Consider the following 23,621-nt stretch of genomic DNA (forward strand, 5'->3'; position numbering starts at 1 on the left):
TGAGGAGGAGCCTATTGCGGAGTGGGAGGCCGCGTTTCTTCCGGACTGGGAGTGGGAGGCCTACGACAAGGTCGAGGGAGACGACGATGTCTACTTCGGCCGTGTCCGCTCCCCCAACACGTACGGGAAATGGGAGTATGGCTACTTCAGCCAGGAACAACTCGAAAAAGCCGGTGCCTACAGGACTGATCTAGATCCAGAGGAAGACGCACCCTTGTATCCTGACGGTGGAGAAGTTGAGGACGTCGTTGGCTTGTTTGAAACTGAGTTAGAGGCGTTGCTTGAACCTGAGGAAGGTGATGAACGATACAAGGAAAGATAGACGAGCTGCTTGAAGAGTATACGAGGGAGAAACAGTACGTGGAAGAGGAGAAGCCGTACTGGATGAATCTTACCGGCGGCACCTCCTTCTCCGGTCCTCTACGGTTCGAGTTGGAGAATTACTTCCCCGAGGCGCACTACAAAGACGCGATTGATCAGGCTTTCCAGGACAAAGCCGAGGAAGAAGTCTTGCCGGACGGTGGCAGCATGACACAGTACTACTGGAGTGGAGACGAAGGGGTTGTGTACCATACCGAGGCTGGAGATGAATTGGTTGATCCCTTCTTTGGCTCAGTAGAGGAGGCTGAGCAGTATCTTGAGAACCTAGCTGACCTTCACGGAAAGGAACAATACTCAGGGATGGTGCTGCGGAAATCAGGGAACAGGAAAGTCGAAGAGGCGACCGAGGTCTTGACTGAGCAGTCCGGCTTGACCGAGTGGTGAAACATTACTTATGAAACGAGAAATGCACAGAAGAGGTGATCAGTTATAGAAGAGGATGTCTTCGGTGTTGATGTTGAGGGATGGGTTGAGCAGAACCGGAGTCGTGACCTGTATGAGCTGGTGCGTGAGCCAATTCAGAATGCGTTGGATACCGAATCCGATCTTGACGTACAGGTTGATTACGGTGACCGAAGTATTGTCGTCGAGGATTACGACCCTGAAGGTGTAGAAGATCTTTCCCGGTTCTACGACCTGTTTTCCGGCAGCAAACAGCATGATCCTGAGAAGCGCGGTCGTTTCGGCCGTGGTGTGAAGGAGTTTATCGGTGCGACCGATGAAACTGTAATCTCGTCGACGGGAGGAGGTCTTAGATTCAGTTTTGACACTGTATACGATGAAGTCCTGGATGAGTATCAGGTCGAGTCTTCACGTGAGATGTTACCCGGTGTGGAGAGGGAGCGCGGTACGATGGTCTACGGTTCGAACTCGGACTGGACACAACAGGATCTGGAGCAGGTTGAGGATTTTATCAGCGATCTCTGGATGCCTCGTGATCGCGAGTTACGATTGGAGACTTTCAGGCCCTACAGTGAGAAGGTGATGACGGGTGAGGAGCCGGACGCTACTTTGGAAAATCAGTACTTGCCAACGATAGTTTTTGATGAAGGTGTTCAAAAGGAGAAGCACCGTAGTACACCGGTTGAGGTGAACAAGACCGAGCCTGGAGAGGGCGGTATCTATGAATTGGGTATTCCGGTTACGCGTGGTGAGGAGTTCCCGTTCCTGTTTAATGTGCATCAGAAGACCCCAGTTACGGAGAGGAGAAACGAACTAGATAACAGTTATAGAAGTGATTTGATGCGGTCCTTGCTTGATAACCGTCTCGACCTCCTAGACGACGAAGAACTAGAGGAAGAGTACGTCACCCAGTATATCTCCCAGTTCAGCCACAAAACCAGTGAGGACACCCAGCAAGAGTATATCTCCCGCAGGTTCGGTACTGACCCCGATGATCTACTGGTGTACAGTGATTCGACGCCGGATATGGCGGTTACGTGGGCCACTCAACACCAACTGCCGATGGAAAAGTTGAACGAGTACAGCCGAAACATCAGTGGAATACTTGACAGCCAGTGTCCATCGGTTCAGGAATGGTTCAACGAGCAAAACAGCGATAGATCAATCGAGCCGGTCGAAACGCCGGAAGAGAATCAAGAAGATCTGATACAGTTCTTTGAAGAAGAGATTTTGGGACGTACCAGTGCCGGCGACGTCGACTTTGAGTTAGCGTACATCAGTGAGGACTCTGATGAAGGCCAGACACACGCAACGTACAGCCCGGTGGAAGAGACAATTTATTTGAATGCGTTGGCGGATGACTGGAGTTCTCCGACACCGCGTAGGATCGGCACCGCTCTACACGAAATCGGACACCACGAAACAGATCCGAACAGGGACGGGCACGGACCCCGCTGGTACCACGCAGTCGAAGAACTCAGCGGCGAAGTAATCCAAAATCTAGAACAAGAACTCGAAGACTTCGAGTAAAGACCCTCTCTGGGTGGTGTGGTTATAGAGAGTTTGGAAGATGAGTTCGGTAGGTCGCTGGGGCATCAGGTCCGAGATCAAATTGTGAGAGAATATGAATTAGATGAAAGAGACCACGTCCTCGAAGAAGAGTACATTTCGGATGTTTCACATCAAGACGGAGACGTTCCTTACCGAATGCAGATCAGCTACGAGGACGGAGGCCCCAGCTACTTCGTCAACGATTACTTCCCGCATTTCCACTACCAGGCCTCGGCAGCCCTAGCAGACGAAGACTACGACCTACTGATTGAATACTGGGGAACCAGAGACACCGATCTGGGAGACCTAGAAACCGAATCACAGGCCTTAGAAAAGCTGAGAGAAGATGGAGCTGCCAACAATATCTCTGAGCTTGGTTTGGATTATGGTGGTATCTAGGGAATCGTAGCTAGATAACACACCGATATACAAGGCCTGAAGACAGAGGAAGGTCTAACAGTCAGGTAATGACCGGTACACTATGTATGTAGTAAGTACGATGGGCAGCGGGGATCTCGGCCGTGAGCTAGACTTAGACGCTGTTATCGAATCCTTGGAAAACGAGTTTGATATTGAATCGAACCAGCACAGCGGTTCTATGGTTACTATCCGCTTAGAATCTGAGGGACCCGCTCTTACCCTCTACCGGACAGGAACATACCAGATCCGGGGAACTGACAGTAGAGAAGCGCTGTTCGAAGCTAATGAAGATCTTTTAGATGCTCTTCGCTCAGTTGGTGTGGAATTCTCTGAACCAGATTTTGAACAAAATAACGCAGTCTTCCTTGAGGATTTTGAGACCAATATTCAATTAGAGACACTCTCATTACATCTCGGTTTGGAGAATGTAGAGTACGAGCCAGAACAGTTCCCTGGCGTCATCTACAGGCCACCGGAAATTGGCACCGTTAATCTGATTTTTTCCAGCGGCAAGACGATCATCAGCGGGACAGTACAGAATGAGGTCGCTGAACAATCTTCTGAACACCTGCGAAAACAGCTTTCCACCCTTCCCACCTAAACACAGTAACTTGGTTTCGAAGCTATCTACCCAACACAAGCATTAACAGTGTTTCCTTAGCAGTACTATACATGGCGATAGCGGGAGACTCTAACGGCGAACTTGAAAAGAAACTCTGGGAAACTGCTGAAAAACTACGGGGGCCAGTTGACCCCTCCGAATACAAAGACTTCGCACTAGGCCTACTATTCTTGAAGAGTATGTCTGACTCTTTCGAGGCCCGAAGAGAAGAACTTGAGGAGAAAACACGAGACGAAGACTCCCGATACTATACAGAAGACGAGAAAGAACGCGAATACATACTAACTGATAAAGACGAGTACAAGAGTGAAAACGTATTCTACCTCCCTGAAGATGCCCGCTGGCAGTATTTTGTCGACAACGCAACTGATCCACAAATCGGTAAGAAAATCGATGATGCGATGCGAGCCATCGAAGAGGAAAACCCGCGACTCAAAGGAATTCTCCCGAAAGGATATTCCCGCTCATCTCTTTCAGATAATTCTTCTGACGCACTCGAAGGCCTGATCAACCTCTTCGCTGATCTGGAGATGGAAGCAGGTAACGGAGACGGCGACGAGGACATCTTCGGCCGAATCTATGAATACTTCATTAAGCAGTTCGCGATGGAAGGAGGCCAGAAAGGAGGAGAATTCTACACACCAAAGAGCGTCGTCGAGCTTATGGTGGAAGTTCTGGAACCTTATGAAGGCCGTATCTTCGACCCATTCAGCGGCTCCGGCGGAATGTTCGTCCAGAGCCAGAAATTTATAGAAAGCCACGGCGGCGATACCGACAAAATCTCGATCTACGGTCAGGAGATCAAGGAAAGCACCCTCCAAATCTCCAAGATGAACCTCTACCTTCGAGGCCTCGATGGCAATATCAAACAGGGTGATAGCATCCTCAACGACCAGCACAAAGGCCTCGAAGCAGACTACGTCATCACTAATCCTCCTTTCAACATGAGCGAATGGGGGAAAGATTCGATAGCGGATGACGACCCTCGCTTTAGATATGGTCTAGCACCGTCTAATAATGCGAATTACGCCTTCATCCAGCACATGATAAGTCATCTCGGAAATGATGGCATGGCTGCTACAGTTATGGCAAATGGCGCAATGTCAGTTCAGAGTAAAGAGGGTGAAATTAGGCAAAGCATCATCGAAGATGACTTGCTTGACGCTGTTATCGCGCTTCCCAAGGAACTGTTCTTCACAACAAGCATCCCAGCTTGTATTTTTATTTTGAGTAAAGGGAAAGACTCAGACAAGTACCGTGATAGAGGCGGTGAAACACTGTTTGTAGATGCCAGAGAAGAATACGAAAGTATAAATCGGACACAAAACACCCTTACCGAAGACAATATCAATAGAATCGTTGAGAAGGTTAGAGCCTACCGAGGAGAAGATGGAGTAGACGAATACGAGGATGAGACAGGATTCTGTAAGGTAGCTGAAATCGAAGATATTGCAGACAATCGTCATATAATTACGCCTGGCAGATATGTCGGAATAAAAGAAAAAGAAGGCGACGACGAGCCATTCGAGGTCAAAATGGAGAGGCTCTCCGCTGATCTCAGAGAAAACTTTCAGAAGTCCAACGAACTACAAGATCAGATTGAGAAAAATTTGGAGGTGCTAGGATTTTGACCAAAAAGCAGCGCAAACTGGAAGGCTTAGAAAAAAAGAGTCAAGAGCGTAGAGAATGGCAAACGAAGAAGTTAGAGGAGGTAGCTCACATCAACTTAGGTCAGTCTCCAAAAGGTGAGTATTATAACGAGGAGGGAGACGGTCCACACTTTATACAGGGGAGTAAAAATTTTGGTGACAAATATCCAGAACTTGAGCGGTTCTGCTCAGAGCCAAAAAGGGAGGCTGACGAAGGAGATGTATTAATTAGCGTCCGTGCACCAGTGGGTCCAGTCAACATTGCTCCTGAAAAACTCTGTATAGGTAGGGGCGTGACTGCTCTCACATTAAACGGAGGTTCAAATGAATATCTGTTTTACTTTTTAAAGTATTTTGAAAATAAATGGTCGCAGTTTGCCGATGGAACAACCTTCAATTCAATCACAAAATCTGATCTACAGAACTTAGAACTTCCTTATCCTCCGACAAATGAGCGAAACAAGATTGCGTTCATATTAAGAAAATTGGATGAAAAAATAGAGAATAACAATAAAATTAATGAAATTTTGGAGGAGTTAGTTCAGACTCTATTCAAATCTAGGTTCGTTGATTATGAACCCTATGAGCAATTCAAAGATGCGGAGATCGGCGAAATTCCAGAGGATTTTGAGCTTCTTCAAATAGGGGATGTCTGCAGTACTAGGGGTGGGGGTACTCCGAGCACAGACAATGATGAGTACTGGAATGGCGACAATCTATGGTTGACACCTAAGGAGGTTACTTCACTTGATTCGAAGATCGTGTTCGATACGGAGAGGAAGGTTAGTGATGAGGGTCTAAACAATAGTTCTACGGCAATTATGCCAGAAAAGTCAGTACTTCTTACAAGTAGAGCTACTGTTGGAGAAGTAGTTGTTAACCGGGAACCAATGGGTACTAACCAGGGATTCATTTGTATTCAGCCAAATGATAGGGTAGAACCGTATTATCTTGCTTGTCTTGTTGAAAATAAGCGGCCTGAAATAGAGAATCGAGCTAGTGGCAGCACATATGATGAAATAAGCCAGACTTCATTTAATGGAATCCAAGTTGCGATTCCTCCGAAAGAAGATATTGAAGAATTCGAAGACAAAGTAGAGGAGATCTATGAGGATATATACACTAGGGAGCTTGAAAACCGTCGTTTGGAGGAATTACGCGATACTCTGCTTCCGAAGCTGATGTCGGGTGAGATCAGGGTTAATGATATAGAGTTGGATGAGTTAGAGGTTGATAGTGAGGTTTGATCTGTTATGTCTATGAATGAGATGGAGTTGTCGGAGAGGCCGGCTCTACAGGCTTTTCAGGACATTGGGTATTCTTACAAGCATGGTTCTGAGCTTGGGCCGAACAGTGAGGATCCGGAGCGTGAGTCTCTTTCTGATGTGGTTTTGCGTGGCCGTCTTGAGCAGAAGCTACGTGAATTTAATCCGTCGATGCCGGATGAGGCGATTGAGGATGCGATCTCGCAGCTTCTTGGCTATAATTCTACCCGGCTACTGAAGAATAACAAGAATTTCCATGAGAGCCTAGTTAATGGTATCCGGGTAGAATACGAAGTAAACGGAGAACCCAGAGGAGATTTTGTTGATGTGTTTAATTTTGATGAGCCGAGGCAGAATGATTTCTTAGTTGTTAATCAGTTCCGGGTGCAGATAGGCGATGGGCCTGAGAGAAGGCCTGATGTGGTTGTGTTTGTGAATGGGCTTCCGATTGGGGTCTTGGAGATGAAAGATCCGACGAATCCGCAGGCCTCGATGGGTAATGCGTATAAGCAGGTCACAGATCGGTATGTAAACGATATTACTGAACTGTTCCACTATAATGAGTTGATCGGGATTTTGGATATGAATAATGCCCGTCTTGGCTGTCTCTCTGCGGGTTGGGAGTGGTTCTCTCCTTGGCGGTATATTGATGAGGAGAAGGATGCAACCGGTGAGTTACCGCCGTCCGAAGTCTTGATTAGAGGTGCTTTTGACAAGGAACGGGTCTTGGATTTAATCAAGAATTTTGTGGTGTACTCTGATTCGGACGGGAAGTTGAGTAAGAAGCTGGGAGCTTATCACCAGTTTTACGCGGTGAATAGCGCGGTTGACAGCAGTAAGGACGTCGTCCCGGATCCTGATCAGAGCCGTATCGGGTTGGTATGGCATACCCAGGGTTCGGGTAAGTCTCTGTCTATGGTTTTCTATGCGAAGAAGATCAAGCAAGAGAGTTCGATGAAGAATCCGACTCTTGTTTTCTTGACTGATCGGAATGATCTTGATGATCAGTTGTATACTGAGTTTAGGAAACACGGTTTGGACGCTGAGTGGGCGGACAGCGATAACAGGGTTGAGCTCCGTGATCGGTTGGATCGTGAATCAGGAGGCATTATTTTTGCGACGATTCAGAAGTTCCAGACTACGGATGATGAGGTTCAGTATCCGGAGGTCAATGACCGCGATAACGTGATTGTGGTTGCTGATGAGGCTCATAGAACCCAGTACAGTACTTTAGCGGAGAATGTGCGAGATGGCCTGCCGAATGCCTCGCATCTTGGGTTTACTGCTACTCCGATTCAGAAGGAGGATCGGTCGACGATCAATACCTTTGGTGGATACGTCAGCCAGTATACGATCAAAGAGTCTGAAAAGGATGGTTCTACGGTCCCGATCTACTATGAGAGCCGGTTAGCGAAGCTTCAGGTAAACGATCCTGAGATTGAGGATCGGTTTAATGAGTTGATGGACTCAAAGTCTGATGATTTGAAGCAGGAGATGAAGAGGAAGTGGACTCAGCTTCGCCGTGTCATTGAGAACAGTGAGGAACGGACGGAGATGATAGCAGATGATGTTGTAGAACACTTCAATAATAGAGAGATTGAGGGTAAGGGAATGGTGGTTGCGATCAGCCGCCAGGCAGCGGTGAACCTGAGCCGGAAGATTAGAGATAATCCGGATGCGCCGGAAACCCGAGTAGTGATTTCAGGTCAAGAGGACTTCATAGATGATCCTATCTCAAACGAGAAACTGAAGAGGAGGTTCAAAGATCCCGACGATTCCTTCGATATTGCGGTTGTCTGTGATAAGTGGTTGACTGGTTTTGATGCCCCGCATCTACACACTCTGTATGTGGATAAGCCGATGAAGAATCATAATCTGCTTCAGGCTATTGGCAGGGTCAACCGGGTTTACAAGGATAAGCCGGGAGGACTCGTTGTTGATTATATTGGTATAAGCGAGAGACTGAAGGAAGCTTTGGATAAGTATACTTCTGAGATCCGGGAAGATGCTATGCTGGATATTGAGGAAGCAGTGAAGGTGATGAAAGAGAAGCATCAGGAGGTCGCTGACTTCTTTTCTGAGGTTGATTACAGTGATTGGCCTCAGTTGGATCAGATGGATAGGCAGCGTCTGTTGTACAAGGCACAGAATGAGGTATTAATTACTGAGAAGCGGGAAGAAGACTTTAGAGAGTCAATGAAGGGCTTGAAGAAGGCACATTCGTTAGTGTCTCCGAACAGCGCTGCTAGTGAGATCAGGGCTGATTTGGCGTTTTTCGAAGCGGTACTTGGTGCGATCAACAGTATCGATAAGTCGGGTAATCCTGATGAGGTGGAGGAGTTGGATTCTGCGATGAAAGAGTTAGTCGCAGAGGGTGTCGGTATTGAAGATCTGGTTGAGGTAACTGGTTTCGATAAGTGGGAGAAGGAGAAACCGGTGTTGAGTGATGAGTTTTTGCAGGATGTAGAGGAAGTTGAGTTTGAGAATTTGCAGGTGAAGATGCTTCGGCAGTTGCTGGAGAATGAGATATCGACTAGGAAGAAAGGTAATCTGGCGAAATATGAGTCGTTTGAGGAGGAGCTTGAGGAGACTATAGATCAGTATAATGAGGGGTTCTTATCGACCCAGCAGGTTATTGACGAGCTTCGTGATTATGCTGATGAGATTCAGGAGTCGGATGATCGGCAGGATGAGCTTGAATTGAGTGATGAGGAGTTAGCGTTCTTTGATGCAATTTCTTCGAATACGGATACGGAGATTGAGGAGGAGAAATTAAAGACTATTGCTCAGGAGCTGAAGCAGAATCTGAAGGATAGAGTTGAGTTGGACTGGACTAATCGTGATAAGATTCGTGCGGAAATTAAGACTGAGGTAAAGGCTGTTTTGCGGAATAATGGTCTCAGCTTGTACAAGCATGAGGACCTAGTAGAGCCTATAGTGGCTCAGGCAGAAGCTTTCTATGGGGGAGCTGCGGCCTAATCTAGTTAATGATCGAGATTGTGAATGCTGTTGGCTCGGGTTCTTTTGATAGGGAGTTTGATCTTTCTGTTATTGCTGAAGATCTTGGCTCTCTTGCTGATTTTGATGAAGAGAAGTACCCAGGAATGTATGTCAGGCTTTCTGAAGATTCTCCGTTGGCAACGATTTATCGAACTGGCAAGTTCATTATCACGGGGGCAGATTCTATCGATGAGTTGTATGATGTGAAAGAGGAGCTAGTGGATATTCTAACAGAGCCTGGTATTGTTTTGGAAGGAGACTTGGAGTGGTTTCGTCTTCAAAATCTGGTTTGTACTACTGTTCTTGGGGATAAGTTGAATTTGAGTGCTTTAGCTATTGGTTTGGGTTTAGAACAGACTGAGTATGAGCCGGAGCAGTTCCCAGGCCTGATTTATCGTAATCCTGATTTTGAGTGTGTGGCCCTGATTTTTTCGACTGGTAAAGCTGTGATCACTGGTAGTAGTGACTTGGAGGAGGCGGAGGCTGTAGCTGATTTTCTGGAGGAAGAGTTATCGAGGCTTCAACTGAATTGAGGCCTTAAATCCGTGTTTTAGCTTCTTATGTTTCAGTCTGAGTTGTTGTGAATCGAGACGGGAAGGGTCTTCTAGATCTGGCGAAGCGCAGCGATATATTGAATAACGAGGAAGTACAGAAACTGGTCTTAGCGTCTGGCCTATCCAGTAATGAGCATCTCCAAGATACGGTTTCAAAAGCTGTTCTGGGTAAATCAGTTGGGCAGTATCGTTACCCGTTCGAGAAGAGCACGAGGTACGGTGATATCTATCTGGGAGAGACGTTCCGGAACCAGTCTTTCTATCTCTCTCAGGAGGAATTAACGAAGCACCTCTTGACGGTTGGTCAGTCGGGTTCGGGGAAGACGACGTTGTTCTACAGTTTGATGTGGAGGGTCGATAAGCCGTTCTGGGCTTTTGATTTGAAGCAGGATTACCGGCATCTTGCCCAGGATACTGATTTGCTGGTGTTGCCGTGGACGAAGCTGAAGTTCAATCCGTTGAAGCCGCCGGAAGGAGTTCCGCCGAGGAGGTGGGCCCAGGTTTTCGCGGAGATCTACGGCCACGCTACCTCTCTGTTGAGTGGTTCGAAGAATTACTTGATGAAGAAGATTGTCGAACTCTATACGCTGTACAATTTGTTTGACAAGGTTTCGGAGCCGTATCCGAGTCTTCACGAGTTGGAGCTTTTGATCAAGAAGCAGAAGGTGAACTTTGTTCGGAAGGCGTCGGATTACCGCGATACTCTCCTAAACCGGTTGGAGGCGATGAACCTGATAGCAGGCACGGTCTTCGACTGTAGCGTTGGTTATCCGGTAGAGGAGTTGCTTGACCAGGATGTTGTCTTTGAGTTTGACGGTCTTTCTCACGACGTCCAGAACTTCTTGATGGAGATTCTTTTTGCGTACGTCTACGAGTACCGTATGGCGCAGAATCACCGGGATGAGGGTTTGAATCACTTGTTTTTCCTGGATGAGGGTAAGCGTGTTTTCAGTGTGTATAAGGAGCGGCAGGATGCGGCTGGTATTCCCGAAGTTGATGAGTTGACGGCGAAGATGCGGGAGTTTGGTGAAGGTCTCGTCGTTGCAGATCAGGAAGCTTCCAAATTGACGGATTCGATTAAGGCGAATACTCATACCAAGCTTCTATTGCCTACGGCTGACCGGAAGCAGTTTCAAGCGGTGACGGATGCGATGAACCTGTCTGAGAGGCAGGCGAAGTTCGCACACGACCTTGTTACGGGAGAAGCAGTTGTCCAGGTCGGAAGCCGTGACCCAGTCCCGGTCAAACTCGAAAACTACGAACTAAAGAAGACGGTCACGAACAGAGAACTGGAAAAACAGCAGGCGGAGAAGTGGAGTGAGCTAAGCAGTGAGAGGCGGAAGACCACGAAGCGTTTCGACGACAGGATAGCACCCGGACGTTCCGAAGAGGTACCGGAGACCTCGATCCCTGATGATCCAACCGAGATACAGGTCTCGAAGGACGCCGACCGATTACTGAAGGATGTCATCAAGAACCCGTTCAAGCCTCTGACTGAGCGGTACGAGCGTTTCAGTAGTACGTACAAGGGAAACAAGGCGAAGAACGAACTCGTCGACGACGGCGTCGTCATAGAACGCCACGTCAAGGGTCAGGATGGCAAGCGAAAGCTGCTCCAGTTGACTGAGAAGGGCCGTGATTACGCGGAAGGTATAGATCTGGAAGTGAAACACAGGGGGCGAGGCGGGATCATCCACAGGTACTGGCAACACCAAATCAAGGAAGCATTCGAAAGACAGGGTTGGGATGCGTTCCTCGAAAAGTTCGACGCCGACGTCTACATTAACATGGGAAACACAGAGTTAGTAGTCGAAGTAGCGATGGGTGACAACCCAAGAGAAATCGAGCACGTCCAGCAGCACCTGGAGAAAGGATTCGACGCAGTCTGGGTAGCAGGCCGGAACCAGGAAGTACTGGATGGATTGAAGCAGAGGATAGAGGGAGAAGGGTTAGACCTGGATCGAGTGGCGTTTAGATTGGTTCGGGAGTTTAGAGAATTAGAGAATAGTTTTTAATCGGCTGTTCTGGGAGTTCGGTGTATATAAATCATTCTTGTGAAGATATATTGACTGCTTCAAGCTGAAATGACTTTTTCAATTCTTTGCCACTTTCTGTTGATATTTTGAAATAGCCGGTATAGTTCCCTGGTTGAGATGGCGTATATACTATTGGAGAGTAACTATCTCGGTCTCCAATAACTCCGCTAGCATTCAATGTTCGCCTTCTTAGTTCTCTTTCCTGTTGTTCTATGTATCTATCCAGATTTTCGACCTCAAGTTCGGTATCTTTTGGCTCTTCATCCTGTTTCCGGCTGGAATTTACGTGCCACCCATATAGTTGGAGGTCATCAATGACCACCTTGTGATCCCTTTGATTGATTGCCACAATGGGTAGCGGCCAGGAGGTATTAGCTGGGACCCGATACTGATCATTTGTTACTATATTAATGGGATTATCTTGTGACTGTTGGTATTCTGCGTAAGCAAATTGGCCTAAAAGCGTTAAAGTGACTGTAACGACTGCAATTAATAAGTCTCTCTTCGTCGCCTTATCCTCTAGCCACTCGGGAAAGACCATAATAGACTTCAGATATTTATTATTTTAAGAGCACAGGGATTGATTGGCTCTCAAATAAGGAATTTAATTAACAAGGTTTAGCAGATGTATGGCACAAACGCGGTTCAACGGTTGGAAGAGAAGCTTGATTACGAGACTTGGATACTCTCGTTTCTATCGGAAGAGATAGAGCCATTCCCGTCAGGAGATGCGCGAGCGGAAATCAACGAGGATGGCTCTAAGCATATCGCTGTTGCAGCGAAGACCAGTATCTCGCAGGCCAGGGTTGACAAAATCGTTCAACGGATGTATCCATTGGTTTTCACTGCGAGTTACAAGGCGCTCGATATGCAGATGGAGTGGATTCTTGAGGAGCACGATAGCCAGGGAATTATCAACGGTGTGCCTTGGAGATTTTCAGACAAAATCGATAAACTGGAAGACTTAGAAAAGAACAACAATCTCCAGCTTCCCTCAATCTACGACCAAGAGAAGTCAATTTACGACCGAGTATTTGCGTTGTTTCGAGATTTGAACGATCACAGAAATACCATCATACACGGTGAAGATTTCGAGATATCGGACGAGTTGGAGATAACCGATAGAAATGGCACCACATTTCAGTTTGACACTGAGGAACTCTTTGCATTCGCTAAGGTTGCTTCGATTACGGGTGATTCGCTCAAATCAGGTAGTTTGAACCCACACACCAAGAGAGAATTACAAGCGTTTCTGGACTATCTAGATTTCGCACACGGGGAGCCAACTTACGGATGTACTCCACCTTGGAGCCCCATTCTGGAGAAGGAGGTAGAAGCAGAAAGTGAAGATCCATACACGTTTGAAGTCGATATAGAGGACATCTGGGACGCATTTAAAGCGTTCCCTGACGCGAAAGGGTTTTATCTAAATGTTGTCGGTACATCGGGAGGAGAAGATGTGGCAGAGTACAGAATTCCGAGCGATGCCCTCCCAGATCAAGGCGTGATATCTTTATCTACGGATAGTAAGAGTTGGTCAGAATGGAGAGAAGTCTAGGATCACAAAGAAAATATTAAACATATCTGTTAGCTTGACGGACCAATGCGTCGTGCGGATCTGTCTCCGGTCTCTGTTCGATTACTTGGTTGAAGGCTTCGTTGAGATTGTTTTGTGTAAGGTGTGTGATTGCTGCTGCGGCGACTGAAGGACTACGAGAAGAACCTGCCGAACAGTGAATTAGGATACGTTGACCGTTTTTATGATACTTCACGACCTCCTTTACAGCTTCAGCAAATGCCTCGTAACTGTTCTGTGGTCCGTCTATCATCGGCACATCTACACGGGTGATGTCTCCTGTATCTGGTTCGCTATGGGTTAGAGAGATGACGGTGTCGATACCGTGTTTCCGTAGAAGTGATTCGTCGCTGGCGTTAGATTCTGTCCCTACAAAAATCCCATCGCTCACTTCATTCATCCCGATACAACCTTGTTGAGAAGAATCTATGAGCAGGATCTGGTTAAATTCTACCTGTCCATAACCCCCGAGTTCCGATGACAAACAGGACAGATTATTTAAATATTCTAGACCAATTTTCAGATGAAAACCCAAACGAAGCGAGGAGAGCAAAGGAAACAAACGAAAGCCACGAGCAAACTAAGAACGAGACATTAAATCGTTTGTCAGATGCTCCACCCGCCCACTGTAACAACCGTATAGTGGGCTAGAACCGAAATGAGGCCTTCTAAGGCCAAGAGAAACGCTCTCAATTCAAGAGAAGTAGACACTGAACGAAAGATAACATTCTCGCTGGGAACACTATATCCGATTTCGGTTGGAGCATTGAACCCATTGGAACTGTGGTCTCTCCCCATCTCCTCCAAGGTTTGGGTCGAACCAGATTAGGTGAACCACCAAACTATGAGCTCTACAAAGTACATCAGCGTATCTAACGCTCTTGAAAACCTGGAAGACCAAGTCAGCACGGAGAACTACAACACGATTCGCTCCTTCATCAACGATGCCGCGGCAGAAGGCATCGGTGAAAGCCAGCAAGAGAGGCAGATCTACGCCCTCAAAACGGTCCTGAAGAAGTTCGCTCCTGAAGGCTTCACTCTAGATGGAGCTACGGAACAGGAGCTGAAGAACATCGTGGCAGATCTTAACCGGAGTGATTACGCTGAATCAACGAAGGCAAAGATCCGTGGCACGTTGAAGAAGTTCTACAAGGTTCAGAACGGAGGGAATGAACATCCTGAGAAGGTTGAGTTCTTCTCGGTACACAAGAGTCGGAAGGAGGAGAATACGATCTCACGGGAGGATATATTCACGAAGGAAGAGCTTCGGGAATTGATGCGGAACTTCAGCAATACGCGGGACAGGGCTTTCACTATAACTCTCTACGAGACGGCAGCCAGGCCTGGTGAGCTTTTGAACTGTAGTATAGGAGATTTCACCACGAACGGGAAGGGTGACTTCGTCTACCTAGAGGGACTGAAGGGTACTCCAGATCGTACTAATCAATTGGTGCGTGCCGGTAGGACTCTGCGTGAATGGATTGCGCATCATCCTCTGGGTGGAGAGATGGGTGATATTGATGATCCGAGTGCGCCGTTGTGGGTGAAGAAGGAGCAGCAGATGTGCAAGAAGTGCGGTGAGAGAGTGACTCAGCACGATGGCTCGTGTAGTTATGAGCCGGATTTTCGGGAGGAGATGAGTTACCAGGCTTATCGTCGACGTTTCAAATCGGCCTGTGAGAAGGCTGGTATACCGGGGAATAAGCGGAGGCCGTACAACCTGCGGCATACCCGTTTGACTGAGGTTGCGACGTTTATGGGGTACGAGCAGTTGAACAAGTTTGCTGGTTGGGTGCCGGGATCAGGACGAGCCAAGGTCTATGTCCACTTGAACAACGACGACGTCAACAAGGCGATCCGGGACAAGTACAACGTGGAAACAGAGGTAGAGGAAGAGGATCAGAGCAATACGTGTCCTTTCTGCGGGACTTCAAACGAACCCGAGTTCAGCGAGTGTCGAGACTGCGGCCGACCATTAAGCCTCGAAGAACAATCCAAGAAAGAAGACAAACAAGAGGTTCTTGAACGGTTAGCCGAGCTGGAGGAGAAAGGTGTCTTGGAGAAGTTGGAACAGCTTGAGGACTAGTCCTTGGGAAATACGGTGTTTGCGTACTTTCCAATCCTTTCCTTTCTTTTTGTTCTGGTATGAGTCGTGTCGCATCAAGCGAAGTGTTCGAGGCCGAGGAACTCTTGGAGGAAGTCGATTCCTGGAGTGATGAGGAGATCGAGGAGTTGCCGAAGTTCTACAGGGAGAAGGCAAGAGAATATCGGGGTCTAACGAACTCTGGAGAGGGATAACACCCTTCCAACTTCTTCTTTTCAACAACGGGGTATGGAGTACCGTGATTACTGGGAAGACCTAGATCTGTCATCCTCCGGATTCAGCGTTGAAGAGTTTCTGCGCGAGGAACAACAGAATGAGGAAGAGAGGCTGGAGCAGGAGTTGGAGCGGCTTGAATCCTTGTTGGATGAGCGTAGAGAGATTCACTCGGAGACTGTCGAAGAATTGGAGTCGAAGCTTGACTGGTATGTTGAAAGATTGGAGGATCTGTACCACGGGTTTGGAGGCGTTGAGGAGGAAAAGAAGGAGCGGTTGAAGTCGAAGATTGACGGTTTCTATTCTGAGTTGCGGAGTGAGAAGCGTCAGCAGTGGCGTGATCGTATTGAATTGGAGATGGAGGTTCGAGAGGTTCAGAAGGCCTTAGAAGAAGTTAGCGATGAAGATGAGCTGTGGAAGTTGCTCGAATAACATTCGCAATTGATTCTATGCCCGCCGAAGCCACCAGAGTATCAACCTCGTAGAGTAGTTGAGTAAAAGGTTAACTTATCGTAGGCCTTTCTTTTGGCTATGACTGGTTATTCTGCGCCGGGAGACACAGAGCAGGAGTACAGTACGACGAACAGGACACGGGCTGAATTACTTGTCAACGGTGTGTACCCGGAGAAGGTGCGGGACCACGCAGCAGAAGTGTTGGAGGGTGTGGAGCCAGGTGTTGAACGGTACAGGTACGCTGCTGCCTTGACCGAGTTCGTGTATGAAAACGTGGATGGTACAGATGGTGAAAGCAACAAGGCACTGTACCGACCGGACTACGTCCTTGACCACGGCGTTGAGTCGGATTGCGAGGATCAAGCCGTGTTGTTGGCGTCGTTGTTGAAGGTTCGCAGCTTCAAAACCCGTTTACTGGGTGTAGTCGATGAGGACTGGGGGAATCATTTGATGGTGCAGGTCTGTTTCCCGGAGAACAGCGTCGAGGATCTACAGGGAGAGGCACAGGATTTCTACAGTGCAGAGGTTCCACGGATTCGTTTCCAGTCTGACGGCAGCGGCGGTGCTTGGTTGCTTTGTGACCCGGTTTACAGTCCTGTAGTCGGGTGTGTCAACGAAGAGTTCTTCCAGGAAAACGAGGGCGGTGAACTGGTGTTCAACGAGGATACCAGGTATGATTACTTTTCCTTGGAGGATTCCTGAATAACAGGTTATGGTTCTGAAAGAATTAGGTGAGTTCTTGAAGAGGGCGAACGGTGACGACGAGGTAGCGTATTTACAGCGAGGTGACGAGGATATCTGGGTGTACGCCTTGCCGAAGTCGAAGTACACGTTCCACTTCTCAATCCATTCGAAGAGTGGAGACGTGGAGAAGATTCAGGCCCGTAATATGGACTGGATCGATAAGCACGTCGCTGTCTTCGAGTACGTAGAGCCACCTGTTTTTGTCAGTGACACAGTCAGTGAACGTGTTGAACTGGTGGAAGATCCGGACGCACTGGCTATACTGGACGATACCTGTGTCCGGTGCCAGGAAGAGTACTTGGTGGATGTCACGCCGAAAATCGACTTGTTGATAGACGGCTTGTATGCTCAGAGAATGGTTGAGGAAGAATGTCCGGACTGCGGCCAGCCGTTAATCAGTAGACACACGTTCCAACCACCGAAACAGTACTCCGAGGATTTCCTGGATGAAGGAGAAGGTATCAGCAACTACACTTGGAGGCACAGCCGTCGATGACTGAAGACGAAGTTCATCCGATGACCCGGTTTCTCCACGAGGCAGGGAACGGGACGGTTGCCTATAATACGGCAAGTGATCAGGATTCAGGGCGGCACTGGATCTTCAACTGGGAGAACGACGGTTTCAACTTCAACTTCGTCGTCCAGGACCAGGACGATGTACTGGGGTACGAGGTCTACGCCAAGGATATCCAGTGGATCGGCAGGTTCCTTTACGAAAGAGAAATCAGGTACGTCGAGGAGCTGTGTGACGAGGTCCGGGAACTGATTTCGGAGTACGTGGAGATCCGGGAAGAGCCGTCGAACTTTGAGGAAGTTAGGTTGTATTGTTCCAGTTGCCGTACGGATCACGAGATGGATGTCAGGGCTAAGATGGAGTTAATGATTGAGGGTGAGCCGGGGCAGCAAGTGTTTGAAGAGTCCTGTCCTACGTGCGGCGAAAAACTGGTCGAAAAAGTCTGTGTAAACGGTTAGAGTTCCTGTTTCGGCAGATCTGCTACAGCTTCTTCTTCTTCACAGTTGAGGACATGGTCTCGGCGGCAGATCATAGAAAAATACTCGCTCGGGCCTTCGTGACTCTCTTGAATGAAGTAGGCTACACAGTTTTCTCAACTAGTTCGTTGACTCTGCCTCTCCTAATCAACAGTGTATTCTCCCCAGTTACCTTTGTTCAGCTCTACCAGTCCTCTTTCCCGCATATCCTCCAAGCGGTCGTGGAACTCCCCGACATCGTATTCCTCTATCACACCTCTCCTCTTCAGCTCTAATCCGATATCGCCGGGTGTCCGGACAGGTTCGTCGCCGGTCAACGTATCCAGGATCTCATCTTCAATCTCGGCAGGATCAGTCATAGTTTCTCTTCCGCGTCTTCCCAGATGTTTTGCCAGGCTTCTTGCTTCAGTTTTCGCTCGAACTCGGTGACGTCGACACCGGCTTCCTCCAGGGTTTCCCGTGTATCGCTTTGTTCCTGTTCTAACCGGTTTAGTTCTTTCTCCAGCATCTCTCTGGTCTTGAGGCTGGTTTCTTTGTCTTTCTCCAGTACGTGGACGTAGTGTTCGCCGAGCGGTGTTAGTGCGTATGTCTTTGATCCTTCTTTCTGTGGTCTGAAGGCGAGTTCCGAGTCGATCAGGCGTTCGATGTTTTTCTGGAGGCCGCTTCGTGAGATACCGAGTTCTTCTGTGAGTTCGGAGACCGGTTCGTCGTTGTAGAGTTGTAGAAGGATACGCAGACGTTTCTCGTTTGAAAGGGCTTGATAGAGATCAGCAAGGTCTTCTAGGTTTTCCCTGCTCAAATCACTCATTAACTCGAATCTATACACTGTCGCTGATATAAAACTGCGGCAGTTGGAGGAGTCAACTATCTACTACACTTCCTATATGATGGGTTCAGAGTGAGACCAGTTTCACGTCTCGTGTTTTGCCGTTGCTGCCGCCATAGTGGTATTCTGCTTCGATCAGGTCGAGCAGTTCCAGGTGCTTCAGGTAGTCGCTGAGCCGGCGTTTGGACAGTGTGTTCTCGTTGTAGGTCTTGCAGAGTTCCTCGTACCGTGTGTAGATTTCTCCGGTTCGTATCGTGTTTTCTTCGACGTCGAGTTCCTGTACTGCCTGGTAGAGTAGTCGGTGGTGTTCTGTGAACCGGTTAAGCAGGTGTGCGGCGTACTTCTCATACGCTTTCTCCTGGACTTGCTGGACGTGTGATTCCGTGATGACTGATTCCGTGGTTTCGGCTGCGTGTTTCAGCCAGTGTAGGCCGACGGCGATGTTCTGGGTTGTGGATGTGATGTAGGTTAAAGCGGCTTTCTGGAGGCTCTGGTTGACCAGTGCTTTCTGAGCTCTTTCTACGAGGATTTGGTATGCGTCTTCTGCGGTGTAGGGTTCAAAACTGACCCTTCGGGGTTGTAGGCTGCTGTAGGTTCGTTCCTCGATCTGTGATTTGAGTCCGGAGTGGTTTGAGGAGGTGAGTACTAGATCTACGTCGTTGCGTGTTTCCATCCTGGTGAGGAAGTAGAGGAGGTCGTCGCCGTCGTTCAGGAGTAGGAAGTCGATGTCGTCGAGGATGATTACCGTGTTGACGGCCTTGGTTTTCTCCACGAGTTTTCTCTGTAGGTCGGAGGTGTGGTGGCCGTCGTTGACTTCTTCGTTTAGGGCTCTGAGTATCTGTTTCAAGGCCTTGTACTGGGTGTCGTGCTGGGTGCAGGGAACGTAGCATTTCCTGTCGGTTTCTTCCAGGGCAAGGTGTGTGACGTGGGTTTTACCTGTTCCGCGGGGGCCGTGGAGAAAGAGGTTCTTTGGAGCAGAGTTTTTCGATGAAAGGTTTTCCAGCAGCTTCTGCTCCTCTGTTCTATCGTGGAGTTTCTCGGGTAGGTAGTTTGGTTGCAGTGGTGTCGGGTCTTTCAGTGGTTCTGGCATAGATCATTTTTCGGGGAAAGGGGTTACACGGGTTTACAGGCACCCGGGTTCGGATGCCTTTCCGGTTGAGTACTGCGGCCTTGCTAGTTTTAATTCGAGTCCGGAGGTTTCCGCGGAATAGTTCGAGGGTCAGGGTTAGCTACAAAAGAATCGGAGAGTCACCATTTCATAGCGCGAATGAGTCCTGAGGAGGAAGAAGGTAACTCGAAACCTGAAGATGTATCAGAGAATGATGATTCTGGAGAAAAGCAGAAATCTGACTCCATTATCGACTGGGAGTTGCTTGTATATGGAATCTTTGGTGTCATAATTCTATACTCTATATTTATGTCTATGTTTGTTTCGAGCGGGACAGAAGGCGCACAGCCTGTAGAAGATGGTAATGACAGAGTGTATGTGAACGATTCGCTTTCAGAGATTCAGTCTGTGTTGCTTGGTTCAGATTCTACCTATACAGATCTTCAGAAGGATGAGATTTGGAGTTCCAAGTATAGGGGTAAGTGGATTAGGGCGAGTGCGTACGTTCACAGCGTGGATGAGAATGCTTTCGGGAAGCTTGTTGTCTTAGCCGGTCCACAAGCTGAAAGTGAGCTAGACATCGGCTTTTCACCTTATAGAATCGGGTTCAAAGAGTCCGAGAGAGGTGATCTTCTCAGAGTTAGTCCAAATCAAAGGATCCGTTTTGAAGGAAAACTGACCGACTACGGTGGAATCACATCTTCTATCAGTATTAGTGAAGCAAGACTTATCGAGTGAGACCAGATCACGGAAGAGGCCAAACAAAGAAGCGTTTCCGCGGAATGATCCAGATTCTTTCTTAATACCTGAGTGATCTAACACGTATCCGTTATGAAGAACTGTGTGAGAGACGACGGCCACGAGCTTGTGAAGAAAGAACAGGAAGCGGGCAGGTGTATCTACTGCGGTGAAAGGCTGTGAGCTCGGTTTCCCGGAGATTCGATCCCACGGATTTCACGAAGAACAACCCGTCTACGGATATCAAGCCGTTGCAGGGTAGAACGACATCTAAGCCGTACACGAGATCGAATCACTGGCATAGACAGAGCGACCGGTACGAGTGCTCTGATACAGGCCTTTCCAAGTGGATCAACGGCCAGACATTCCAGTGCCTGAATTGCTGCAATAGCATCTGTTGGTATCGTTACCCGTGGGGAGACGGTTTGCCGGAGTGGTTCAAGAATCCCCGGAAACGGGAGGTATAGCTATAGAATCAGCCGCTGGATTCACCAGTTACCTACGTCGTTCTCCACGCGGTATTTCTGGTAGTATGCCTTCTCGACAGTCCGAAGGTCGAAGTCACCGGGATTTCGGTCTCGGAGTTCGGCGAGAATTTTGGGGTAGTCAGTCACTCGAATTGTCCGGTCTTCTCCGAAGAACTGGTCAAGGATGTAGCGGTCGCCAATTCCGTAGTTCTCGGGATCGTAGAAGGTTAGAATGACCGTTGCAGTGGCTGGTCCGATACCTGGTATAGATTTCAGGGTCTTCAACTGGGTTTTCGGGTCGTCAATCAGTAGTGCTGCTTCAGTCACCCGTTGAACGTACTCATCGGGAACAGTGTTGACTCTCTCAACGTTACCGCCCCGTCTTCCTGGCATCCCGTTCAGTTTCCACTGAACCACCTCTTGTAACTGGTCACGGGTCAGATACCCCTGTTCTCTCAGTTGCTTGTGTATACGCTCTTCTGTTTCCTGAAGGTCGTCGTCATAGGCTTCATCGTACCGTTCGCTCCATTTACGGATATCTTCCTTGTTCATATCGTCTACGTACTGACAGCCGGCATAAAGTATCCCTCACATCTTTGTCTATCCACGTTCGACTGGTTCTTATGATTGAGCGGCCTGATGAGGACGCGACGGCGAGTGAAATAGCGGAGTGGATGGAGGAAGACTTCTGGGAGGGAGTCGCGGAAAGTATCCGAAGCGCCGGCGAGAACGATAGTTGAGCGTATCGACATAGGGTTTCTTGTGCTTTTGTGGAAGGTACAGAAGCAAGTGAAACGCCTCCCCTGATCCGGTTTTTGAAACTACCTGTTACAGGTTAGATGATACGAGGCGAAGATAAAGTTGTTTCAAGAATCAACAAGCAGCGGCGGGATTCTACGTTCGGAAACATACCTGACAACGAACTATGAGCCGGATGAACCGGTAGGTCGAGAGACCGAGATCAACAGGATTGCTGACGCTGTCCGGCCTTTGACGAGGAGAAAAACTCCGGAGAACCTGCTGGTGTACGGCCCGGCCGGAGTCGGGAAGACGACCTGTGTGAAGCACGTTTTCGACCGGTTAGAGACTGAAGCCGGTGCAGAATCCGTGTACATCAATGCCTGGCAGTACAACTCCCGCTCCTCACTTCTGACCGAGTTACTGATCCAGCTCGGGTATCCTGCGCCTCGGAAAGGCAAGCCCGTAGATGAACTGCTTTCCAAGCTTCGGGAATGGCTAGACAAGAACCGTGGAGTAGCTGTGGCCATCGACGAGTTCGACCAGCTAGAGGAGAAGACGGAGATCATCTACGACCTGCAAATGCTGAATCAGGAAGCGGAGAACTCGCTTGGCCTCGTGATGGTTTCCAACCGGCCGCCCTCCAAGGTCCACCTGGATCCACGGAGCCAATCACGTTTGAACTGCCAGACACTCCAGTTCAACTCCTACAACGCACCCCAGCTCCAAGAAATACTGTCGAAACGAGTGGAGCAAGCATTCAAACCCGGAACCGTCCCCGACGAAGTCATCGAAGAGATCGCTGAAACCGTGGCAGAGAACAGCGGAGACTGTAGAGAAGCACTAGAGAAACTATTGAGGACAGGACGGAAAGCAGATCAGAATGGTAAAAGCGAATTAGAGGTGAGTATGCTATAGTCGGATTGCTTTCCTCACGTACTTATCCTCGACCTTTCGACCGAATATTTTGTCATCGCTATCGATTAGTGATTTGAAAAGTTCCTTGCCCTGGTCCGTCGGCTTGTTCATCCATAGCTCGCCGTCAGCGGGGAGAACAGTCTCACAGATGTATTCAAGTAGCATAGTAGCAACATCCTGTCTTCTGACACCTGGGTCTGTCCAAATCTGGATTAGCTTATCGTTGTCATCGAGGGTGACGAAGCCACAGTAGCAGTTATTCAGGCTTGCCAGCCAAACCCTGTGACTGTCTGGCTGGTAGGACCAGAACCCTACTCCTTCTACTTTCGTTGACCAAGAAAACATCTCAGCGACTGTCTTTGTGCGTTCACTATTGACAGCCTGGACCTCAAATCCTGAACCTTGGCTGTTATTCAGGAACTGTTCCGGTTGTACAAACTGTCCGTTTGATTTTACTTCGAGGATGGTCGTGCAATTTCGGCAGTAGTACCCCGGAACCTCCCACCGTTCGCCTATCTCATTATCTCTGGTATACAGTACCTCTGAACTACAATTACTGCAAATAGCGTAGTCAACAGTGGCTTGAGTACTGTAACGCTTGTGCGCTATGTGAGAATCACATTCGTAGCAAGAACCACTGAGCTTGGCTTCATCGTGAAGAGAGCCACAGTCCGGACATTTTAGCAGATCGAGCTGCCTATCCGATTTCTTCGAGTATCCCTGGAGGAGTTCTGAAGAGATCATATTCCCCGCTTTTGCACCTTACAACAAGAGTCTTGACTGCAAAGACTCGCTTCGGGCCTAGTATTCTTGCTCAGGCCGAAAGACTGCTTGCCCGGTGTTTCAAGGGGGTGCGCGATAATACT

At 48.4% G+C, this 23,621-nt stretch carries 25 protein-coding genes; 18 read left to right on the top strand and 7 right to left on the bottom strand.

All coding sequences use genetic code 11. From position 1 onward, the window contains the following. Window positions 1-360: 360 nt before the first annotated feature. The 9 genes from BLU74_RS02825 to BLU74_RS02870 all read left to right on the top strand — a co-directional run bounded on the left by BLU74_RS02825 (window position 361) and on the right by BLU74_RS02870 (window position 11,859). Window positions 361-765, top strand: a complete 405-nt coding sequence (locus tag BLU74_RS02825) for a hypothetical protein (RefSeq protein WP_089764915.1) — start codon at window positions 361-363, stop codon at window positions 763-765. A gap of 144 nt (window positions 766-909) precedes the next feature. Then, entirely contained in the window at window positions 910-2,313 is a 1,404-nt protein-coding gene (locus BLU74_RS02835; RefSeq protein WP_139175610.1) for a hypothetical protein, read from the top strand. An 18-nt stretch (window positions 2,314-2,331) separates the two neighbouring features. Next, the gene (locus BLU74_RS02840; RefSeq protein ID WP_089764922.1) at window positions 2,332-2,733 is read left to right on the top strand and encodes a hypothetical protein; all 402 of its coding nucleotides are present in this window, start codon (window positions 2,332-2,334) and stop codon (window positions 2,731-2,733) included. 82 nt (window positions 2,734-2,815) lie between these two features. Further along, entirely contained in the window at window positions 2,816-3,355 is a 540-nt protein-coding gene (locus tag BLU74_RS02845) for a TATA-box-binding protein (RefSeq protein ID WP_089764925.1), read from the top strand. Window positions 3,356-3,426: 71 nt separating this feature from the next. After that, a complete protein-coding gene (locus BLU74_RS02850) occupies window positions 3,427-5,007 on the top strand; it encodes a type I restriction-modification system subunit M (RefSeq protein WP_089764927.1) in 1,581 nt (526 codons plus the stop codon). Next, a complete protein-coding gene (locus BLU74_RS02855; RefSeq protein WP_089764929.1) occupies window positions 5,004-6,272 on the top strand; it encodes a restriction endonuclease subunit S in 1,269 nt (422 codons plus the stop codon). The genes BLU74_RS02850 and BLU74_RS02855 overlap by 4 nt, the downstream gene beginning before the upstream one ends. 12 nt (window positions 6,273-6,284) lie before the next feature. Further along, complete coding sequence (locus BLU74_RS02860; protein WP_245705707.1) at window positions 6,285-9,269, top strand: type I restriction endonuclease subunit R; 2,985 nt, start codon at window positions 6,285-6,287, stop codon at window positions 9,267-9,269. A gap of 8 nt (window positions 9,270-9,277) precedes the next feature. Beyond that, window positions 9,278-9,823 carry a TATA-box-binding protein gene (locus BLU74_RS02865; RefSeq protein WP_089764935.1) on the top strand — a complete coding sequence of 182 codons (546 nt, stop codon included), beginning with the start codon at window positions 9,278-9,280 and terminating at the stop codon, window positions 9,821-9,823. A gap of 47 nt (window positions 9,824-9,870) precedes the next feature. Further along, complete coding sequence (locus BLU74_RS02870; protein ID WP_175454546.1) at window positions 9,871-11,859, top strand: ATP-binding protein; 1,989 nt, start codon at window positions 9,871-9,873, stop codon at window positions 11,857-11,859. A 31-nt stretch (window positions 11,860-11,890) separates the two neighbouring features. Here BLU74_RS02870 and BLU74_RS18385 read toward each other — a convergent pair whose 3' ends face one another. Beyond that, on the bottom strand, window positions 11,891-12,421 hold the full coding sequence (locus BLU74_RS18385) for a hypothetical protein (RefSeq protein WP_139175616.1): 531 nt from the start codon (window positions 12,419-12,421) through the stop codon (window positions 11,891-11,893). A gap of 111 nt (window positions 12,422-12,532) precedes the next feature. Between BLU74_RS18385 and BLU74_RS02875 the strand changes: the two genes are divergently transcribed. Continuing rightward, entirely contained in the window at window positions 12,533-13,438 is a 906-nt protein-coding gene (locus tag BLU74_RS02875) for a hypothetical protein (RefSeq protein ID WP_139175620.1), read from the top strand. 16 nt (window positions 13,439-13,454) lie between these two features. Here BLU74_RS02875 and BLU74_RS02880 read toward each other — a convergent pair whose 3' ends face one another. Continuing rightward, window positions 13,455-14,018: a dual specificity protein phosphatase family protein gene (locus BLU74_RS02880; protein ID WP_245705708.1), complete on the bottom strand. Its 564-nt coding sequence runs from the start codon at window positions 14,016-14,018 to the stop codon at window positions 13,455-13,457. Window positions 14,019-14,300: 282 nt separating this feature from the next. Between BLU74_RS02880 and BLU74_RS02885 the strand changes: the two genes are divergently transcribed. From BLU74_RS02885 to BLU74_RS02905, 6 genes are all read left to right on the top strand, one after another. Further along, entirely contained in the window at window positions 14,301-15,542 is a 1,242-nt protein-coding gene (locus BLU74_RS02885; RefSeq protein WP_089764943.1) for a tyrosine-type recombinase/integrase, read from the top strand. Between the two features lie 59 nt (window positions 15,543-15,601). Continuing rightward, window positions 15,602-15,754, top strand: a complete 153-nt coding sequence (locus BLU74_RS18770; RefSeq protein WP_175454547.1) for a hypothetical protein — start codon at window positions 15,602-15,604, stop codon at window positions 15,752-15,754. Between the two features lie 34 nt (window positions 15,755-15,788). After that, complete coding sequence (locus BLU74_RS02890; RefSeq protein WP_089764946.1) at window positions 15,789-16,205, top strand: DUF8104 domain-containing protein; 417 nt, start codon at window positions 15,789-15,791, stop codon at window positions 16,203-16,205. 99 nt (window positions 16,206-16,304) lie between these two features. Continuing rightward, the gene (locus BLU74_RS02895; protein WP_089764949.1) at window positions 16,305-16,928 is read left to right on the top strand and encodes a transglutaminase domain-containing protein; all 624 of its coding nucleotides are present in this window, start codon (window positions 16,305-16,307) and stop codon (window positions 16,926-16,928) included. Between the two features lie 10 nt (window positions 16,929-16,938). Continuing rightward, a complete protein-coding gene (locus BLU74_RS02900) occupies window positions 16,939-17,466 on the top strand; it encodes a hypothetical protein (RefSeq protein ID WP_089764951.1) in 528 nt (175 codons plus the stop codon). Then, window positions 17,463-17,942, top strand: coding sequence for a hypothetical protein (locus BLU74_RS02905; RefSeq protein WP_139175623.1), 480 nt, complete (start codon window positions 17,463-17,465; stop codon window positions 17,940-17,942). The genes BLU74_RS02900 and BLU74_RS02905 overlap by 4 nt, the downstream gene beginning before the upstream one ends. A gap of 161 nt (window positions 17,943-18,103) precedes the next feature. Here BLU74_RS02905 and BLU74_RS02910 read toward each other — a convergent pair whose 3' ends face one another. The 3 genes from BLU74_RS02910 to BLU74_RS02920 form a co-directional block, all read right to left on the bottom strand. Next, complete coding sequence (locus BLU74_RS02910) at window positions 18,104-18,319, bottom strand: hypothetical protein (RefSeq protein ID WP_089764957.1); 216 nt, start codon at window positions 18,317-18,319, stop codon at window positions 18,104-18,106. After that, the gene (locus BLU74_RS02915) at window positions 18,316-18,768 is read right to left on the bottom strand and encodes an ArsR/SmtB family transcription factor (RefSeq protein WP_089764959.1); all 453 of its coding nucleotides are present in this window, start codon (window positions 18,766-18,768) and stop codon (window positions 18,316-18,318) included. Before BLU74_RS02915 ends, BLU74_RS02910 begins: the two co-directional genes overlap by 4 nt. A gap of 85 nt (window positions 18,769-18,853) precedes the next feature. Further along, the gene (locus BLU74_RS02920; protein WP_089764961.1) at window positions 18,854-19,876 is read right to left on the bottom strand and encodes a Cdc6/Cdc18 family protein; all 1,023 of its coding nucleotides are present in this window, start codon (window positions 19,874-19,876) and stop codon (window positions 18,854-18,856) included. Window positions 19,877-20,053: 177 nt separating this feature from the next. On the opposite strand from BLU74_RS02920, the gene BLU74_RS18390 reads away from it, so the two are divergent. After that, window positions 20,054-20,632 (top strand): hypothetical protein, encoded by a 579-nt coding sequence (locus BLU74_RS18390; protein WP_139175626.1) that lies wholly within the window; start codon window positions 20,054-20,056, stop codon window positions 20,630-20,632. Window positions 20,633-21,120: 488 nt separating this feature from the next. Here BLU74_RS18390 and BLU74_RS02925 read toward each other — a convergent pair whose 3' ends face one another. Then, window positions 21,121-21,651, bottom strand: coding sequence for a hypothetical protein (locus BLU74_RS02925; RefSeq protein WP_089764963.1), 531 nt, complete (start codon window positions 21,649-21,651; stop codon window positions 21,121-21,123). Window positions 21,652-21,960: 309 nt separating this feature from the next. On the opposite strand from BLU74_RS02925, the gene BLU74_RS02930 reads away from it, so the two are divergent. Further along, a complete protein-coding gene (locus tag BLU74_RS02930) occupies window positions 21,961-22,755 on the top strand; it encodes a Cdc6/Cdc18 family protein (protein ID WP_089764966.1) in 795 nt (264 codons plus the stop codon). On the opposite strand, the gene BLU74_RS18395 is transcribed toward BLU74_RS02930, so the two are convergent. Further along, a complete protein-coding gene (locus BLU74_RS18395) occupies window positions 22,750-23,499 on the bottom strand; it encodes a GNAT family N-acetyltransferase (RefSeq protein ID WP_139175629.1) in 750 nt (249 codons plus the stop codon). The two genes, BLU74_RS02930 and BLU74_RS18395, sit on opposite strands and share 6 nt — an antisense overlap. Between the last annotated feature and the right edge of the window lie 122 nt (window positions 23,500-23,621).

Origin of the sequence: Halobellus clavatus (genome assembly GCF_900107195.1) — an archaeon.
In the GTDB taxonomy this organism is placed as follows: domain Archaea; phylum Halobacteriota; class Halobacteria; order Halobacteriales; family Haloferacaceae; genus Haloquadratum; species Haloquadratum clavatum.

Coding starts and splice junctions, on each gene's coding strand:
- BLU74_RS02845 (WP_089764925.1), top strand. CDS start 2,816: ATGTATGTAGTAAGTACGATGGGCAGCGGGGATCTCGGCCGTGAGCTA.
- BLU74_RS02850 (WP_089764927.1), top strand. CDS start 3,427: ATGGCGATAGCGGGAGACTCTAACGGCGAACTTGAAAAGAAACTCTGG.
- BLU74_RS02860 (WP_245705707.1), top strand. CDS start 6,285: ATGAATGAGATGGAGTTGTCGGAGAGGCCGGCTCTACAGGCTTTTCAG.
- BLU74_RS02865 (WP_089764935.1), top strand. CDS start 9,278: ATGATCGAGATTGTGAATGCTGTTGGCTCGGGTTCTTTTGATAGGGAG.
- BLU74_RS18385 (WP_139175616.1), bottom strand. CDS start 12,421: ATGGTCTTTCCCGAGTGGCTAGAGGATAAGGCGACGAAGAGAGACTTA.
- BLU74_RS02885 (WP_089764943.1), top strand. CDS start 14,301: ATGAGCTCTACAAAGTACATCAGCGTATCTAACGCTCTTGAAAACCTG.
- BLU74_RS18770 (WP_175454547.1), top strand. CDS start 15,602: ATGAGTCGTGTCGCATCAAGCGAAGTGTTCGAGGCCGAGGAACTCTTG.
- BLU74_RS02890 (WP_089764946.1), top strand. CDS start 15,789: ATGGAGTACCGTGATTACTGGGAAGACCTAGATCTGTCATCCTCCGGA.
- BLU74_RS02895 (WP_089764949.1), top strand. CDS start 16,305: ATGACTGGTTATTCTGCGCCGGGAGACACAGAGCAGGAGTACAGTACG.
- BLU74_RS02900 (WP_089764951.1), top strand. CDS start 16,939: ATGGTTCTGAAAGAATTAGGTGAGTTCTTGAAGAGGGCGAACGGTGAC.
- BLU74_RS02905 (WP_139175623.1), top strand. CDS start 17,463: ATGACTGAAGACGAAGTTCATCCGATGACCCGGTTTCTCCACGAGGCA.
- BLU74_RS02910 (WP_089764957.1), bottom strand. CDS start 18,319: ATGACTGATCCTGCCGAGATTGAAGATGAGATCCTGGATACGTTGACC.
- BLU74_RS02915 (WP_089764959.1), bottom strand. CDS start 18,768: ATGAGTGATTTGAGCAGGGAAAACCTAGAAGACCTTGCTGATCTCTAT.
- BLU74_RS02920 (WP_089764961.1), bottom strand. CDS start 19,876: ATGCCAGAACCACTGAAAGACCCGACACCACTGCAACCAAACTACCTA.
- BLU74_RS18390 (WP_139175626.1), top strand. CDS start 20,054: ATGAGTCCTGAGGAGGAAGAAGGTAACTCGAAACCTGAAGATGTATCA.
- BLU74_RS02925 (WP_089764963.1), bottom strand. CDS start 21,651: ATGAACAAGGAAGATATCCGTAAATGGAGCGAACGGTACGATGAAGCC.
- BLU74_RS18395 (WP_139175629.1), bottom strand. CDS start 23,499: ATGATCTCTTCAGAACTCCTCCAGGGATACTCGAAGAAATCGGATAGG.